This is a genomic window from Cytobacillus stercorigallinarum (assembly GCF_014836495.1).
Taxonomy (GTDB): Bacteria; Bacillota; Bacilli; order Bacillales; family Cytobacillaceae; genus Cytobacillus; species Cytobacillus stercorigallinarum.
This window is the reverse complement of record NZ_JACSQT010000025.1, coordinates 1-16,034: the sequence shown is the minus strand read 5'-3', so window position 1 is coordinate 16,034 and position 16,034 is coordinate 1. Positions and strand designations below refer to the sequence as shown.

Genomic DNA, 16,034 nt, shown 5'->3' with positions numbered 1-16,034 from the left:
AATCAGTAGTCGATGGCATCTTCAGCAAGGTGACCCAAGGATTTAACGCCTTAAGAAACACAGCCGCTGAATTGACGAAAAAAATGGCGGACATACGGATACCGCTGCCAGTGCAGAATCAGTATGCGCTGGCGGGTGGTATTTCAGGTGGGGCTTCTAGAACAGTTGGAGAAATGGCGTCTGATGTGAAAGATACTTTTGTTAGGATGAGTAGTTCGGTTAGGGATGGGGTTGGTAAGGGTACGGGTAATAAGATAGATACTGATACAATAAAAAAATATATTAGAGATATAGAAGGGCGAACCGGCAGAGAGTTACCTAAAAACCAAATAGAGAAGTTGAAGGAAGCCTTAAGAAATAAAGAATATAAAAAAATGTCACCAATAGAAACAGCTAAGCATAGGTCAGAATTTGAAAAAGTAAAAAATAAAGTAATCAAAGAGTGGGAAGAAAATACTGGGCAAAAGTGGCCTGTGTATAATACAGGTGTTATTTCAGAAAAAACAGGTAAAATAATTAGGAAACAAGGAGATAAGTATGATGCTCATCATATAATTGAAAATACTTTTGGTGGAGAACATGAATGGTGGAATATGCATCCTGCAAAATTCCCAAATGAGCATCAAGCTGGTATTCATGGAGCAGGTTCACCAGCAAATACACTATTTAAGGGAGGTAAAAAATAATGAGCTATGAATCTATTAAGGAAAATCAAGAAAATAGTTTTTATCCAGTGACTGAAAACGAAATAAAAGAGGTTGAGAAGGAACTCAATTTAATATTTCCTAAGGAGTTAGTTAATTTTTATATAGAGGTTGGCTACGGATTTATTGAAGGTTCAGAGTTTAATATTAATCGTATTATGGACCCATATTCAGTAAGGGATTTTCGATTAAGAGTTAATGATTTTGAGTTTTATCCTGACATAGAAATTTATGATGAATTTGAGGATAACAAACTAATATTTTTTGAAGGCAGTGAATCAGCTTTAATGTCAATAGAATTGACTGAAAATAATAGAAGTGCAGTTTACTATTATGATATTCAAATTGCTACTTCTCTTGATGAATTTTTAAGCAAGATAGAAGAAAATGATAAATATTACTTGGAGTTACTAGATGATTAAATTACGATAATAAAACATACCTTGAATGGTTTTACGCCTTTCAAGGTATGTTTCTTTAATTTATATTAAATTAAGTACTTTGCAGCTAATATTATATGCAGGTATACATAATTAGTTGCAAGTTACTAGAAAATAATGATAAAACTCTCAATGCAAGAAGTGGTTATGATACGGATATATATCTAATGGTAAAAGCAAGTATACGAGATACAAAGTAATCTAAGAAACTTATAAGAGAAAGGTTTACCTTTGTATCCAAGCCAATGCACAACAGTAGAACTTTGGGAAAGAAAGCTTAAACAGTTGGAAAAAATGTATGTTAAAATATGGTAATGGGGTAAGTGTTTATGGATGAAAAAGATATTATTTTCCTTGAACAGTTACTTTATAATACAGATAAAGATTATGTAGTCAACCAGTTAAAGAATATAGACAACCCTTTATTACTCCATTACTTTGCTGAAAATTATAATTGGAATAGTGGGTTTGATGTACCAACAGGCATCTTAGATAATAAGGCTTGTGATTTAGGGACGGGTTTACTAATGTTCCATTATGCAGATGGCTATCGTTTGTTAGAGAGTTCAGATAAAATTTCAAGTTCTTCATTAGAGGAATGGAAAGTTTTTTTGAGGAAGATTTATAATAAGCTATTAAACTTAGACTTTAAATTAGAAGACATTTCCTTTGACCCTGAATTAACAAAAATTCAAAAGTATAAGTTAAAAAAGAATAACCCAGACCTTCCTAATGTTTTAATTAGTAAGTCTCAAGGCAAAGAGATTGATATATCTAAGATATGATGTGATTTATTAGAAACCTTGGAACTGCCTTTCAAGGTTTTTTACTTTATTTGAATCAACCACTGTTAAGTAGACAAAAAGAAAATGATTTAATTGAAAATCGAAAGATCATGATGGTTGTACCATCAAGGAGTACCTTGTTTATGGAAAGGAGTCAAAACTAAAATAAGGAACTTGCAAAACAAGGTATAGCGTTTGATAATATTACACCGCATCATATGCCTTCTGCTTAGATGAAACAGGCAGGAGTAAAGAGGAACGATGGTGTTAGTATGAATATGGAACAGCCCCATAGAGAAACATATACTTATGGTTTAAGTGGCAATAAATTAGAAGAATATTTAAACCTCAGTTACCGTGATGCCCTTACTCATGATATATTAGACGCAAAAAGGATATACATAAAGGATAGTGTCTCACACCTGAAATAAGAGCGGAGCTTTTAAATACGATTAGAAAGAAAAGAGAATTATATCCTGAATTATTTAATAAGTAAGTGGGGGTGGAGTGTATGGATGTGAAATCGGAATTAAAGAAAGTCTACACAAATAGACTTTTACAATCTCAAAAAGAAATATCCTCATTTGAAGAAGCATTAGGTAATCTCATTGGTTTAGGGGATATATCAGTTATTACAGGATTATGTATGGGATTTGATGATGATACCGAACAATATGAAATAATGTTCGGATTAGTACATGGCATAGAGCATCTCTATAAAGAAAATATTGAAGAAGGATTATATTTAATCGCTTTAGCTATCCCTAGTGTTATTGATAGGGCAAGAGAATGGATGGAAGTTTTACATTACAGAATTTTAAATCATGAACAAGTAAGAAGAATATACGGTAGCGTACTATCTAAGCTAAATGACAAGACAAAAGAGATAATAATAAACTTATTGAGAGATATAAAAAGTGAAGACCCAACTATGTTTAGCAATTCTGTAGATGAAGTATTAAAAGCAATATAATTAAAACCACCTTAATTGGCTAAAGACCATTTAAGGTGGTTTTTTAATCTACTACTACCTAGTACCAAATAAAATGTTTATCAATATGAGGTTAAATATAACTGGTGTAATCCCCATATAATGTATTATTTTAGAAAAGTAATAGGCATTTATAGATCAAAACTGCCATGAAGCCGTCGATCCACAGGAACTGTAAATGATCTTAGAATGAAATAAGGCACTTAAGGTAGTCTCTAATAATAGTTTTAGATTATTTTTTTCAGTGTCGGCTCAGGGAAATAGAAAAAACAACTGGAATGGGCCTCCCAAAGTATTTGATTGCCAACTAAAGGAACCACGTGCTTTTTGTAATTTAGGAAAAGTAACGTGGGAATATTAGACAAAATAACCAATACCTCACTCACTCTTTTCCAACAAAAAAATCAATGCAAAAATTGTAGAACTTTCAATAAAGGAATCTTCTTATCCATAGAGAATGTCTTGTGATGAAAAGAAATATAGCGATAAAGTTTATTGCTTTAAATTAAGAAAGCGTGTTATTATCAAAATATTAAAAAAGTTAGTAAGTGGGGGAGTTAGGTCATGAGGAAATTATTGGCAGGTTTGATTGGTAGTTCAATGCTGCTTCTTAGTGCATGTGGTTCTTCAGGTGCTGATGAAGCAAGCAGCAGTGGAGACAATGAAAAAGAGCAAGAGGTTGTTAAGATTGGTATAACACAGATTGTTGAGCACCCTTCATTAGATGCAGCCAGAGAAGGCTTTATTGCTGCCTTAAAGGATGCGGGTTATGAAGAAGGAAAGAATTTAGAGTTGGATTATCAGAATGCACAAGGTGATGCTAATAATAATATGTCCATTGCGCAAAATTTGGTTAATGACGACAATGATTTAATTCTTGCGATTGCAACAGCTAGTGCTCAGTCAGTAGTACAATCGACAAAAGATATCCCCATTTTATTCACCGGAATTACCGATCCACTTAGTGCAGACCTTGTAAAAGACTTGGACAAGCCAGGTGAGAATGTAACAGGCACTTCTGATACTCACCCTGATGCGATAAAAAATACCATTGCTTCTATTAAAAAGTTTGTTCCAGAGGCGAAAACGGTCGGTATTATCTATAACGATGGAGAGGCCAATTCAATTGTAAACGTCGAAAATGCGAAAAAGGCGCTAGAAGAAAATGGGCTAGAATATGCACTGACTGCGATTTCCACTAGTTCAGAAGTCAAACAAGCGGCAGAGTCACTTGTTGATCGCTCCGATGTCTTTTATATACCAAAGGACAATACCGTTGTTTCAGCTTTAGAATCAGTCATCACAGTGGCCAATAAAGAAAAAATCCCTACATTTGTTGGTGAAAGCGATTCAGTCGAAAGGGGTACATTCTCTTCTTATGGCTTTGAATACCATGATCTCGGTTATAAAACAGGCGAAATGGCTATCGAAATATTAAATGGGAAAAACCCCGGGGACATTCCCGTCGGATTCCCAGATAACTTGGAATTGATCGTTAATAAATCGGCTGCCGAAAAACAAGGTGTTGAATTAACTGATGAACGATTAGAAGGGGCTAAAGTCATAGGTGATTAATTTAAGCCATGTTAAAGGGGTGTAGTTACTATTCTACACCCTCTTTTTATATGAAATCGATGTCTATTTTTGTCAACAGTTTTTTACGGAATTAAATAGTTCATTCAAGAAATATTTCAAGTGAAGTAATGTCTTTGCGAATAGGGTTTATTATTCAATTAGTATATAAAACTAAAATCCATTTGATTACAAAATTCATTAACGTTTATATGAGTATATTTGATGAATAAACGACTTTTGTTTACAAAATGATGCAATCACTCCAAGACTAATCCATCTATATCCACATTTACTCCTTTCTCCTTATGTAAATCAAAGTAAATTCTTTTATTGTTATAGATATAGAGGATAGAAATGTAAAAAAAGGGGTAATTGGATAGAGAAACTTTTTACCTTTTGTATCGTAAGTATGATTGAACTGATATTTATAATGATACGTTTGATAATTTTGGGTTCGTAAGGAGGTTAACATGTTAAAACGAGTTTCGTTGTTTCCTATATTACTTGTGATGGCGGGTGTGTTGCTGGTCGGCTGTAATGATAAGGGAGCCGTGAGTGGCGAAGATGTGAAAAAACAGGTTGATCCGTATGAACAGTTAGTGGAAGAAAAGAATAAAGAGTTAGAGCTAGAGCCTTTGACGTTAACGACGTATAGTGATGAAATTGGTGCGTCGTTTGTTTCGCCAGAGTACCGGGAATTTGCGGCGAATGGTACGGTGACGATTGAGGGAAGTATCGAGGATTACCGGGGATTGAAGTCTGATTATGCATGGATTATCGTGACGGCAGAGGAAGAAGGAGTTGCCGGAAGAGAACATGAATATTATGCGCCCATAAAAGATGGTCAAATCAAGCAGGATATTCAGTTTTTTAATGGTGAAGGAACGTATCATATAAAGGTACAATTACCCGATGATGAGCGGGAGAACTATTATTATGAAACAGTGCGGTTTACTGTCCATAATGTGAATCCGGATATGAAAAGAGATGTGACGTATACACCGTATGGTCAAGAAGTAGGACTTTCATTAGGGTTTGATACAAGCTTCTTTGAAGCAGAACAAACTTTCCCATTAAAAGGTGAGGCAGAAGGGTTGGATGAGGAAGATACGGTGATGCTTCGCGTGTCGAAGGGAACGGATAATTGGAATCATGTCCTCGCTGTTAATCAAGAGCACCAATTTGCTTATGATGTGCCCCTCTTTTATGGAGAAGGCTTGCATAAAGTGGAGGTCATGGTACCGGATGGTGACCGAGAGAATTATTATCAAACGGCTACTACTCTTATGGTAAATAATACGTCTCAGCAAACGATGAAGCCTATCGAGTACTCTAGTCTTTATAATGAGCGAGGGGTGACCTTAGAAACGCCTGCGTACAGTGGAGATGAATCGAGTGGGGATTATACCATTAGCGGAATGATTCAACCTGAGGCAGAATTAGCGAGTGACACAACCCATCTTTATGTCTCGAGTAAAAAAGGGGAGGATACGGCATTAGATGTGATCCCTATTCATGATTTTCGCTTTGACGATTCCTTTTATTTAAGATTTGGACCAGGTACTTATGATATTACAGTTAGTGTACCTGAGATTACGAAAGAAAATAGTGATACCTTTCGCTTTTATAGCGTAGCTAAATTTCAGGTGGAAAATAGCGGTGAAGATCGTCGGGATTTGTTACCATCTCGTGGGGTTGAGTCCGACCATCCAAAGATTGTTAGTTTAGCAGAAGAGCTGCTACAAGGGGTGGAAGGCGACCGGGAGAAAGCAAAGGCGATTTATGACTATGTGGCCGAACATATCGCCTATGATGTGGAGAAATATAATACAGATGACTTTCAATGGGATGACAGCGCATTAAAGGCATTAGAAACGAAAAAAGGTGTTTGTCAAGACTATGCCTACTTAGCAATTGCTTTACTGAGGGCAAGTGAAATGGAAGCAAGGTTTGTGGAAGGGAATGCCGGTTCTGGCTTTACAAGGGGGGCACTTGGTGGCCGCCATGCTTGGGTAGAAGTGAAGGTGGATGGTGAATGGCTGACAATGGATCCTACTTGGGGTTCTGGTTATGTAGAAAATGATACCTTTGTTGCTGCCTATAACGAAGACTATTTTGACCCGGAACAAGCCTCTTTTGAGGAGACCCATTATCGTACGGGTATATCTTATTAATAAAAAAACGACATTCTGATTGTGAGTGAATGTCGTTTTTTTATGGCTTATTTATGTTGAAAATGGATGGATTCGTTAATCCTCACGATTTACCCATTAGCGATGAACATTTATATAACCAACTTCAACCAAGTCTGTATGATGTATCTTAAGTGTTAAATCATATAAAATAAGAATCATAAATGTTTGTTCTTTGTGTTTGGTGCAGTGTGTTGATCCATCAATTTGATTCCTTCTCCTTTTTTCCTAATTAATAGGAAGAAAGAAGATGAATTTGTGCGAAGAATGGTAGATTTCACAGGAATTTAGCAAGATTTAGCGAATAAGAGTATAACTAAGGAATGTTTTGCCCTTTATTAAAAAATCAGGAGGATGGTCAATGAATCATAAAATGAATCCGGTTGTCGAGCAAGTGCTCATTAATATAGATAAAGTAATGATTGGTAAAAGAGAAGTGGCAGAGTTGAGCTTAGTTGCCTTATTATCTGGTGGTCATGTGTTACTTGAAGATGTGCCTGGTGTTGGTAAGACGATGATGGTTCGAGCGCTGGCAAAATCGCTCGGCGCGAACTTTAGAAGAATTCAATTTACCCCTGATTTATTACCATCGGATGTGACAGGTGTTTCAATTTATAATCCGAAAGAAATGGCATTTGAATTCCGCCCTGGTCCAATAATGGGTCAGATTATATTAGCAGATGAAATCAACCGGACATCCCCTAAAACACAATCTGCCTTACTAGAAGGGATGGAAGAGAAGAGTGTAACAATTGATGGCGTGACTCATCAATTAGGTAGCCCTTTTTTTGTTATGGCGACGCAAAACCCGATTGAATATGAAGGAACCTACCCTCTTCCAGAAGCGCAGCTTGACCGTTTTCTGTTAAAAATGCGTATGGGCTATCCTGCAGGGACAGAAGAGATTGAATTATTAAGTCGCGTTCAAAGTGCACTCCCGATAGAAGAAATACAGCCAGTAATGGAGTTAGAACAACTGCGAGACATGCAGGCGAAAGTAAAAGAGGTGTATGTTGACCATTCCATTAAAAGCTATATTGTCCATATGGCTGAGCAAACAAGAAACCATAAACATGTGTATTTAGGCGTTAGTCCTAGGGGGTCTATTGCTTTAATGAGAGCAGCACAAAGCTATGCGTTTATGCATGGAAGAGATTTTGTCCGCCCTGATGATGTACAATACTTAGCCAGTGCGGTCTTTAGTCATCGCATAATTCTCAAGTCAGAAGCAAAATTTGAAGGGATCAAGGCAGAACAAGTGATTGAGAAGATTATCGATGTTACACCGGTACCAGTGCAAAAGGCAGTGAAATAGGATGAGGCGCTGGTTATTCGCAGTGAAGGGCGTATGGAAGTTATTATTGTTGTTCCTTCTATTGCTCATTACTTTTTCATACGCGATGTTTCAAGGAGGATTTGTCAGCTGGTTCTTATTTTATAGCTTTTTACCGTTTGGTTTATATGCACTTGCACTGGCAATGTATCCGTTGTATCGCATCCATGTGAAGAGAGAACTTTCCAGTCAAGAAGTAAGTGCGGGAGATACACTATCGATACGGCATGCTATTCATATAGATACGGCTTTTCCGTTATTTTTCCTTGTCGTCGAAGATCATATCACTTCTTCGCTACAGATGAAGAAATATATGTTATTTCCTGGATTTCGTAAAAACATCGTTGTTTCACAATCATTTAAGCAAATCTCTCGCGGAGAGCATGTATTCCGATATATCCGCCTGAAAATAGGTGACCCTCTTGGATTAATTGAACGTGAAGTCAACATGCCCCTAGAAGACCGCATGATTGTGTATCCTACTTATGAAGAAATGGTTTATCAACCATTCAGTCATCAATTTGATCAAGGAATGACGGCTTCAGATGAAAGGGTGCAGAGAGATACATCTATGGCTACAGGCGTCCGTGAATATCAACCAGGTGATCGTTTTTCTTGGATTAACTGGAAAGCATCCGCTAAGCGTAATGAGATGATGGTTAAAGAATTTGAACAGCGCAAATCGCATGATGTGTATCTTCTCATAGATCGTTTCCCTGATGTGCATTTTGAAGCAGTCGTTTCTTTTACCGCTTCTCTTGCACATGCGATTCTGCGAAAAGGGGCACAGGTAGGGTTCCTTTCAGCGGGGAGAAATAAAGTAGAGTTCCCTATACTTGGTGGTGAAGGGCAGTTACAACGAATCTTTTATCATCTAGCTACAGTGAAGGCGGATAGTAAACGTCCTTTAGAACAAGTATTAGACGTAGAAAAAAGTCGTGCCCAACAAAATGATCAATTACTGCTTGTTACTGCTAAGTTAAACAAACGTTTGATTGAAAAGGCGAGCCTTTATTCTCAAAAAGGAAATGTGACGATTTTTCTTGTGAAAAGAAAGGAAGAGCAAGCAGTGCAAGAGGAAATTCGTTTAAAAGACACCGCTACTTCAAGAGGAATACGTATACAAATTGTGCATGAAGGTCAATTTTCTGCCGCATTCTCGGAGGTGAGGAACGGATGATGAAACGATTTTCTACTTTGGTTCTTTATCTATTTGGTTTTCTCCTCATTTGGGAATGGATTAGGCCGTTAGAGCAATTAACCGATACAGGGAATGTGTGGGTGTTTTTTCTTTTCCTATGTATTGCCCTTTCGATGGATTTTCTAAAATGGCATTGGGTCATTCGCTTTGTGATTAATGGAGCGATTATTTTCTTCAGTTTAATGTATATTTATTTTCTTGATCAATATGGGCTGATCGGTTCGGTTCCTATGATGATTCAAGAGTTAGTTGATAACTTCTTGACAATGTTACAAGCACAATGGACGTCTATAACGGACATGTTTAGGACTTTATTATTCTTCATTCTTTTATGGTTGATGTCTTACCTTATTCAATATTGGCTCATTCAACGGAGACAAATCTTTATTTTCTTTTTCATGACATTGGTTTATATTACTGTTCTTGATACATTCACACCGTATAATGCAGAAATGGCTATTATTCGTACCGTGGTTAGTGGATTTTTAATGATGGGGATTCTCGCCTTCTATCGTCAACTAGAGAAGGAAGAGATTGAGACGAAAACAACGAAGCTAAGCAGATGGATGATCCCTCTAAGTGGATTTGTCCTCATCAGTTCTCTCATTGCCTTCGCTGCACCGAAAGCAGATCCAATTTGGCCAGACCCTGTCCCTTATATCACCTCATTTAATGAAGATAGTGACAATGAAGAGGCTGGAGGGATACGAAAAATTGGCTATGGTGAGGATGATTCTCTATTAGGTGGCTCTTTTGTTCCTGATGATACGCTCGTGTTTGTTGCGAAAACAGAAGATCCCCACTATTGGAAAGCAGAGACAAAAGATGTCTATACAGGTAAGGGTTGGGAACTTTCAGAAGAAGATCGTGGCAGCCAGTTTTTTGTATCAGGAGAAGAAGTTCCTTTGGAATCATTTTCAGAAAATGAAAATGTGGCTGTTGAGGAAAGAGTTAGTAATGTACAAATGAACGCAGCACGTCCTCAAATTGTCTATCCATTAGGGATAAAAAGTTTTCAAAGTGAAGGCATTCCATTTGAATTGAATGAAGCACTTGAGAAATTTTCTATTAGATATGCAGAGGATTCTCTCATGCCAACTTATGACGTCATCTTTAATGAACCAACGTTTAGTGTGAATGCCTTAACTGCGGTTAATAATGATAATCACGGATTGGATTCAGCGTTTTATGAAAGGTATACGCAATTACCAGAAGAGCTCCCTGATCGTGTTCGTGAATTGGCAGAAGAGATTGTAGCAGGGCATGATAATTGGTTTAATCAAATCCGTGAGATTGAAGGATATTTTGCTCGATCGGGTTTTGTTTATTCCCAAACTGATGTGGCCGTGCCAGGACCGGATGAAGATTATGTCGATCAATTTTTGTTTGAAACGAAGTTAGGTTATTGCGATAACTTTTCTACAGCAATGATCGTGCTAGCCCGTTCAGCGGGTATTCCGACGAGATGGGTTAAAGGGTTTACAGAAGGTGAAAGAATCAATGGAAATGGATATGGTGTGGGTACCTATAACATTACGAATAACAATGCTCACTCATGGGTGGAGGCTTATTTTCCTGGTGTTGGCTGGATTCCGTTTGAGCCAACAACAGGTTTTAGTAATCCTGTAGAATATGAGTTTGATTTAGATGAAGAAACAACGCCTAATAACGCTGAGGAAACAGAAACACCGGAACGAGTAGAGAGACCAGAGGAAGCAGAACCAACTGAACAAACAGAAACAGCATCAAGCACCTTTAGTTTGACGAAACTGTGGGATTCGGTAATGGAAGCTGTTCGACAACATTGGAAAAAGATTGTAAGTATCATCATTGCGCTTGCTTTCATCGGTTGCCTCACGTATATCAAGCGGGGGAGATGGCTGCCTTACTTCTATATTTGGACATATAAACATCGAAATAAAGACCAGGATTTTGAGAAAGCGTACCTTGTTTTATTACACGAATTAGCACGGTTCGGGATGAAAAGGAAACAAGGACAAACCTTACATTCTTTTGCTAAAGAGGTCGATTATGCGCTTGGGCATCAACAAATGAGTCAGTTGACGGCGAGTTACGAAGCTTATTTATACAGTAGTAGGCAAGAAAAGGGTATTTGGAAAAGGAATAAGGAATTGTGGGAAAATTTAATAAAAGCGACAATCGCTTGACCGTTAAAATAACCTGTTGTTAAAATAGTTGAATGAGAAGTCATGGATTCTTATACATGATGACTATCAATAATTTTAACGAATAACCTTCATATATCCTTGGTAATATGGTCCGAGAGTCTCTACCAGACTGCCTATAACAGTCTGACTATGAAGGCAGAATATATTTTAGCCTAGCTAGATTTCTGCCTTCTGACTGTATTTAAAAGGGAAGAACTCTAGTTTTTTGTATGAAATAGTAGGTGTTGGATAACCTACAAATGATACATTCGGAGTCACTCTTCATTATGAAGTGGAATAAAAGAATGAGGGAATCATTCTATCAATGTTGACGAGGTGAACAGCGTGACGGGGAAAGTAGAATTGCATGACCAGGAAATGATCGTTGTACTAGACTTTGGTAGTCAGTACAATCAGTTGATTACACGCAGAATTAGGGAGTTTGGCGTTTATAGTGAATTACATCCGCATACCATTACTGCACAAGAAATCAAAGAAATGAATCCAAAAGGAATCATCTTCTCTGGTGGTCCAAACAGTGTTTACGGCGAAAATGCTTTTCGTTGTGACCCAGAAATCTTTGAGTTAGGTTTACCAATCTTCGGTATTTGCTACGGTATGCAATTAATGACGATGCATTTCGGAGGAAAAGTAGAAGGCGCAAAGCAGCGTGAGTACGGTAAAGCTGTATTAAAATTACAAAATCAATCTAAATTATTTGCCGATCTTCCTGAAGAGCAAGTGGTTTGGATGAGTCATGGTGACTTAGTCGTTGAAGCACCAGAAGGTTTTGCAATTGATGGTACAAACCCTTCTTGTCCTGTAGCGGCGATTAGTGACGAAGCACGTGGATTATATGGTGTTCAATTCCACCCAGAAGTACGTCATTCTGTATACGGTAATGATATGCTGAAAAACTTTGTTTACGGTATTTGTGGCTGTAAAGGCGATTGGTCTATGGAAAACTTCATTGAAATCGAAATGGAAAAAATCCGCCAAACAGTTGGAGATAAGAAAGTCCTTTGTGCACTTAGTGGCGGAGTAGATTCTTCTGTTGTTGCTGTTCTTATTCATAAAGCGATTGGTGACCAATTAACATGTATTTTTGTTGATCACGGTTTACTGCGTAAAGATGAAGCAGAAGGTGTTATGAAAACTTTCTCTGAAGGCTTCAATATGAATGTCATTAAAGTAGATGCCAAAGATCGTTTCTTAAGCAAACTTGAAGGCGTCAGTGATCCAGAGAAAAAACGTAAAATTATCGGTAATGAATTCATTTACGTATTTGATGATGAAGCACATAAATTAGAAGGTATTGATTATTTAGCACAAGGTACACTTTATACAGATATTATTGAAAGTGGTACGGCAACTGCGCAAACAATCAAATCACACCACAACGTAGGTGGACTACCTGAAGATATGCAATTCCAATTAATTGAGCCGCTTAATACTTTATTTAAAGATGAAGTACGCGCACTTGGAACAGAATTAGGTATACCGGATGATATCGTTTGGAGACAGCCATTCCCAGGTCCTGGATTAGGTATCCGTGTGCTTGGTGCGATTTCAGAGGAAAAACTTGAAATCGTCCGTGAATCAGATGCGATTTTACGTGAAGAAATCAAAAATGCTGGTCTTGAAAGAGATGTATGGCAATATTTCACTGTCCTACCTGACATTCGTAGTGTAGGTGTAATGGGCGATGCGCGTACGTATGATTACACAATTGGTATCCGCGCTGTTACTTCAATTGATGGAATGACATCTGATTGGGCACGTATTCCATGGGATGTCCTTGAGGTTATCTCAACAAGAATTGTTAATGAAGTGGATCATATCAATCGTGTTGTCTATGATATTACTTCTAAGCCGCCTGCAACGATTGAGTGGGAATAATACAATACACCTTAGAATCCTAGTTTGGATTCTAAGGTTTTTTAATAAGTATTCTTTTGGGAGGGTGTTAGGTGTTATATTTAAAACATGCACAATTAGATGAGTTAGATGAAATCATATCCATTGTTGACCGAGCAAGAGAAACGATTATTAAAAGAGGTATCCCACAATGGCAGGATGGAGATGGACCCAATCGAGAAATCATTACACAGGATATTTCGAATAAGGAAGCCTACGTGTTGATCGCGAATGAACGAATAGTCGGTATTGGCACGATCTTAACTGCGCCAGAAGAACCTTATGAGCAATTAGTGAATTGGCAGAAAGCAGAAACGCCGTATGCATCAGTTCATCGAGTAGCGATTGATCCAGAGATGCAAGGAAAGGGTTATTCGACGATATTGCTGCAACATTTAATTAGCGCTGCTAGGCTCAATGGATTTCGTGATGTTCGCATTGACACCCATCCCGAAAATGAAGTCATGCAAAAGGTGATTCAGAAAGCTGGTTTTTCCTATATTGGGGATGTGGAACTAGATGTTCCAAATGGTAATCGATTTGCCTACCAGATATTGCTTAAATAAAAGAAGTATTGCATCCTAAATTTAGTTAGTTTATAGTTAAACCAGATGAAATTAAGTGTATAAAGTGGTAAATAAACCTAATTCCGAACAATGGTAAAAAACGGACTGGAAAATGTTCGTTTTTTATATTGACTAGGACTTTTTTAATTGCTAATATAATAGAGAAATAAATATTAAAAACATCTTCGTATAATGTTGGGAATATGGCCCAAAAGTTTCTACCAAGTTACCGTAAATGACTTGACTACTTGATGTGTGTGCGTGACAAAGGAATGTGCTTTAGATATTATACTAATCTTATTTTTTACATTCCAGGTTACTTATACCATCCCTGTTGTCAAGGCTTCGGTTACTTTCCGAAGTTTTTTTAATGCCAACTTTAGGGGGAAAATGAAAATGAAAAAGTACTTCCGATTTGATGAACTCGGCACTACCTATCGCCGTGAGATTATTGGTGGGATTACAACATTCTTAGCTATGGCTTATATATTGGCAGTCAATCCAATTACATTAACGTTAGAGGATGTACCTGATCTACCAGATCATATGAGAATGGATTATGGTGCAGTATTCGTTGCAACAGCTATATCAGCTGCCATTGGTTGCTTGATTATGGGCCTCATAGCCAAGTATCCTATTGGTCTTGCACCGGGTTTAGGATTGAATGCGTTTTTTGCTTATACAGTTATCTTAGTGAATGGCATGCCTTGGCAACACGCGTTAGCAGCCGTATTTATTTCGAGTGTATTTTTCTTAATCTTAACTTTAACAGGTTTGCGTGAAAAATTAATCAATGCGATTCCTTTCGAATTAAAGATTGCTGTAGGTGCAGGTATAGGTTTATTCATTACTTTTATCGGTTTACAATCTGCAGGAATTATCGTAAATAATGATGCAACTTTAGTAGCTCTAGGAGATTTAACTGAACCAAACACATTACTTGCTGTATTTGGAATCATTGTAACAATTATTTTTATGACAAGAGGCGTAAAAGCTGGTATTTTCTTCGGAATGGTTATTACAATGATTGTCGGTATGATTTTTGGATTAATTCAAACACCTGAAAAAGTTATGGACGCAGTACCGAGTGTAGCGCCAACTTTCGGATCATTATTCTCAGCATTTGGTGATCCATCATTCTATACAACTGCAATGTTAGGTGTTATTTTAACTTTCTTATTCGTTGATTTCTTTGACAACGCAGGAACATTAATGGCAGTAGCTAACCAAGCAGGATTTGTGAAAAATAATAAGTTACCACGTGCAGGTAAGGCGTTATTTGCTGATGCAACTGCATCTATGACAGGTTCTATTTTCGGGACTTCAACAGTTACTTCTTTTGTTGAATCATCTGCTGGTGTTGCCGCAGGTGCAAGAACTGGTTTTGCAGCCATCATTACAGCGATTTGTTTCTTATTATCATTATTTTTCTTCCCGTTATTAGAAGTAGTTACATCCGCAGTCACAGCGCCAGCTTTAATTATCGTTGGTATCTTGATGGTATCCTCTCTTGGTCAAATTGACTGGAATCGATTCGAAATCGCAGTGCCATCATTCTTTACAATGGTGACAATGCCACTTTCTTATAGTATTGCAACAGGTATTGCAGTAGGATTTATTTTCTACCCAATTACAATGCTTCTTAAAGGAAGAGGAAAAGAGATTCATCCAATTATGTATTTCTTCTTCTTTGTTTTCCTAGCTTACTTGATTTTTCATTAATTGATTGGAATTTGAAGAGCATCCTTTAGAAGGGTGCTCTTTTTGGTGTAAACAATAATCAGATCATCTTTCTTCTATATAATAAGTTGTTGTTTGGATGGTAAGGAAAGGTGAGTATGGTTCGTCCTTATTTAAGGCCGAAAGTCGTGTTCTGATTTGGTCATTCACTTTAGGTTTAGTAGACTATTAAATAGGTAATGTATAAAACATATAATTTTATTAAGAAAAATAATATTTTTTGTTGACGTAAGTCGATGAGGATGATATTATTATAAAGCAGTCGTTGATAACACCTTTTAAAAAACACTTTTGAAAAGAAATTTTAAAAAGTTGTTGACAACAGATTGATAGAATGTTATATTTATAAAGTCGCTTCTGAAGCGAATGAGATTGTTCTTTGAAAACTGAACGAACATAAAACGTCAAGCGTAATTCTAAAA

At 37.1% G+C, this 16,034-nt stretch carries 13 protein-coding genes and 2 riboswitches; all 13 genes read left to right on the top strand.

Features of this window, described 5'->3' with window-relative positions; all coding sequences use genetic code 11:
• On the top strand, positions 1-686 hold a 686-nt coding region (locus H9655_RS21990), incomplete at its 5' end, for an HNH endonuclease signature motif containing protein (protein ID WP_404826126.1).
• Positions 686-1,126 carry an SMI1/KNR4 family protein gene (locus H9655_RS21985; protein ID WP_191817368.1) on the top strand — a complete coding sequence of 147 codons (441 nt, stop codon included), beginning with the start codon at positions 686-688 and terminating at the stop codon, positions 1,124-1,126. The genes H9655_RS21990 and H9655_RS21985, both read left to right, overlap by 1 nt.
• Positions 1,127-1,473: 347 nt before the next feature.
• A complete protein-coding gene (locus H9655_RS21980; RefSeq protein WP_191817367.1) occupies positions 1,474-1,929 on the top strand; it encodes a DUF4274 domain-containing protein in 456 nt (151 codons plus the stop codon).
• A gap of 233 nt (positions 1,930-2,162) precedes the next feature.
• Positions 2,163-2,360, top strand: coding sequence for a hypothetical protein (locus tag H9655_RS22605; RefSeq protein WP_225230816.1), 198 nt, complete (start codon positions 2,163-2,165; stop codon positions 2,358-2,360).
• A gap of 80 nt (positions 2,361-2,440) precedes the next feature.
• The gene (locus H9655_RS21975; protein WP_191817366.1) at positions 2,441-2,902 is read left to right on the top strand and encodes an Imm30 family immunity protein; all 462 of its coding nucleotides are present in this window, start codon (positions 2,441-2,443) and stop codon (positions 2,900-2,902) included.
• A 582-nt stretch (positions 2,903-3,484) separates the two neighbouring features.
• Positions 3,485-4,495, top strand: a complete 1,011-nt coding sequence (locus H9655_RS21970; protein WP_191817365.1) for an ABC transporter substrate-binding protein — start codon at positions 3,485-3,487, stop codon at positions 4,493-4,495.
• A gap of 470 nt (positions 4,496-4,965) precedes the next feature.
• Positions 4,966-6,669, top strand: a complete 1,704-nt coding sequence (locus tag H9655_RS21965) for a transglutaminase domain-containing protein (RefSeq protein ID WP_191817364.1) — start codon at positions 4,966-4,968, stop codon at positions 6,667-6,669.
• Positions 6,670-7,048: 379 nt separating this feature from the next.
• Positions 7,049-8,002, top strand: a complete 954-nt coding sequence (locus tag H9655_RS21960; RefSeq protein WP_191817363.1) for an AAA family ATPase — start codon at positions 7,049-7,051, stop codon at positions 8,000-8,002.
• Between the two features lies 1 nt (position 8,003).
• Complete coding sequence (locus H9655_RS21955; RefSeq protein ID WP_191817362.1) at positions 8,004-9,200, top strand: DUF58 domain-containing protein; 1,197 nt, start codon at positions 8,004-8,006, stop codon at positions 9,198-9,200.
• Entirely contained in the window at positions 9,197-11,389 is a 2,193-nt protein-coding gene (locus tag H9655_RS21950; RefSeq protein ID WP_191817361.1) for a transglutaminase TgpA family protein, read from the top strand. The genes H9655_RS21955 and H9655_RS21950 overlap by 4 nt, the downstream gene beginning before the upstream one ends.
• Before the next feature lie 69 nt (positions 11,390-11,458).
• A riboswitch (purine riboswitch) is annotated at positions 11,459-11,560 on the top strand.
• A gap of 207 nt (positions 11,561-11,767) precedes the next feature.
• Positions 11,768-13,288 (top strand): glutamine-hydrolyzing GMP synthase, encoded by a 1,521-nt coding sequence (gene guaA / locus H9655_RS21945; RefSeq protein ID WP_191817369.1) that lies wholly within the window; start codon positions 11,768-11,770, stop codon positions 13,286-13,288.
• 71 nt (positions 13,289-13,359) lie between these two features.
• Positions 13,360-13,872, top strand: coding sequence for a GNAT family N-acetyltransferase (locus tag H9655_RS21940; protein WP_191817360.1), 513 nt, complete (start codon positions 13,360-13,362; stop codon positions 13,870-13,872).
• Positions 13,873-14,037: 165 nt separating this feature from the next.
• Positions 14,038-14,141, top strand: a riboswitch (purine riboswitch).
• 127 nt (positions 14,142-14,268) lie between these two features.
• The gene (locus H9655_RS21935; protein WP_191817359.1) at positions 14,269-15,594 is read left to right on the top strand and encodes an NCS2 family permease; all 1,326 of its coding nucleotides are present in this window, start codon (positions 14,269-14,271) and stop codon (positions 15,592-15,594) included.
• Positions 15,595-16,034: the final 440 nt, after the last annotated feature.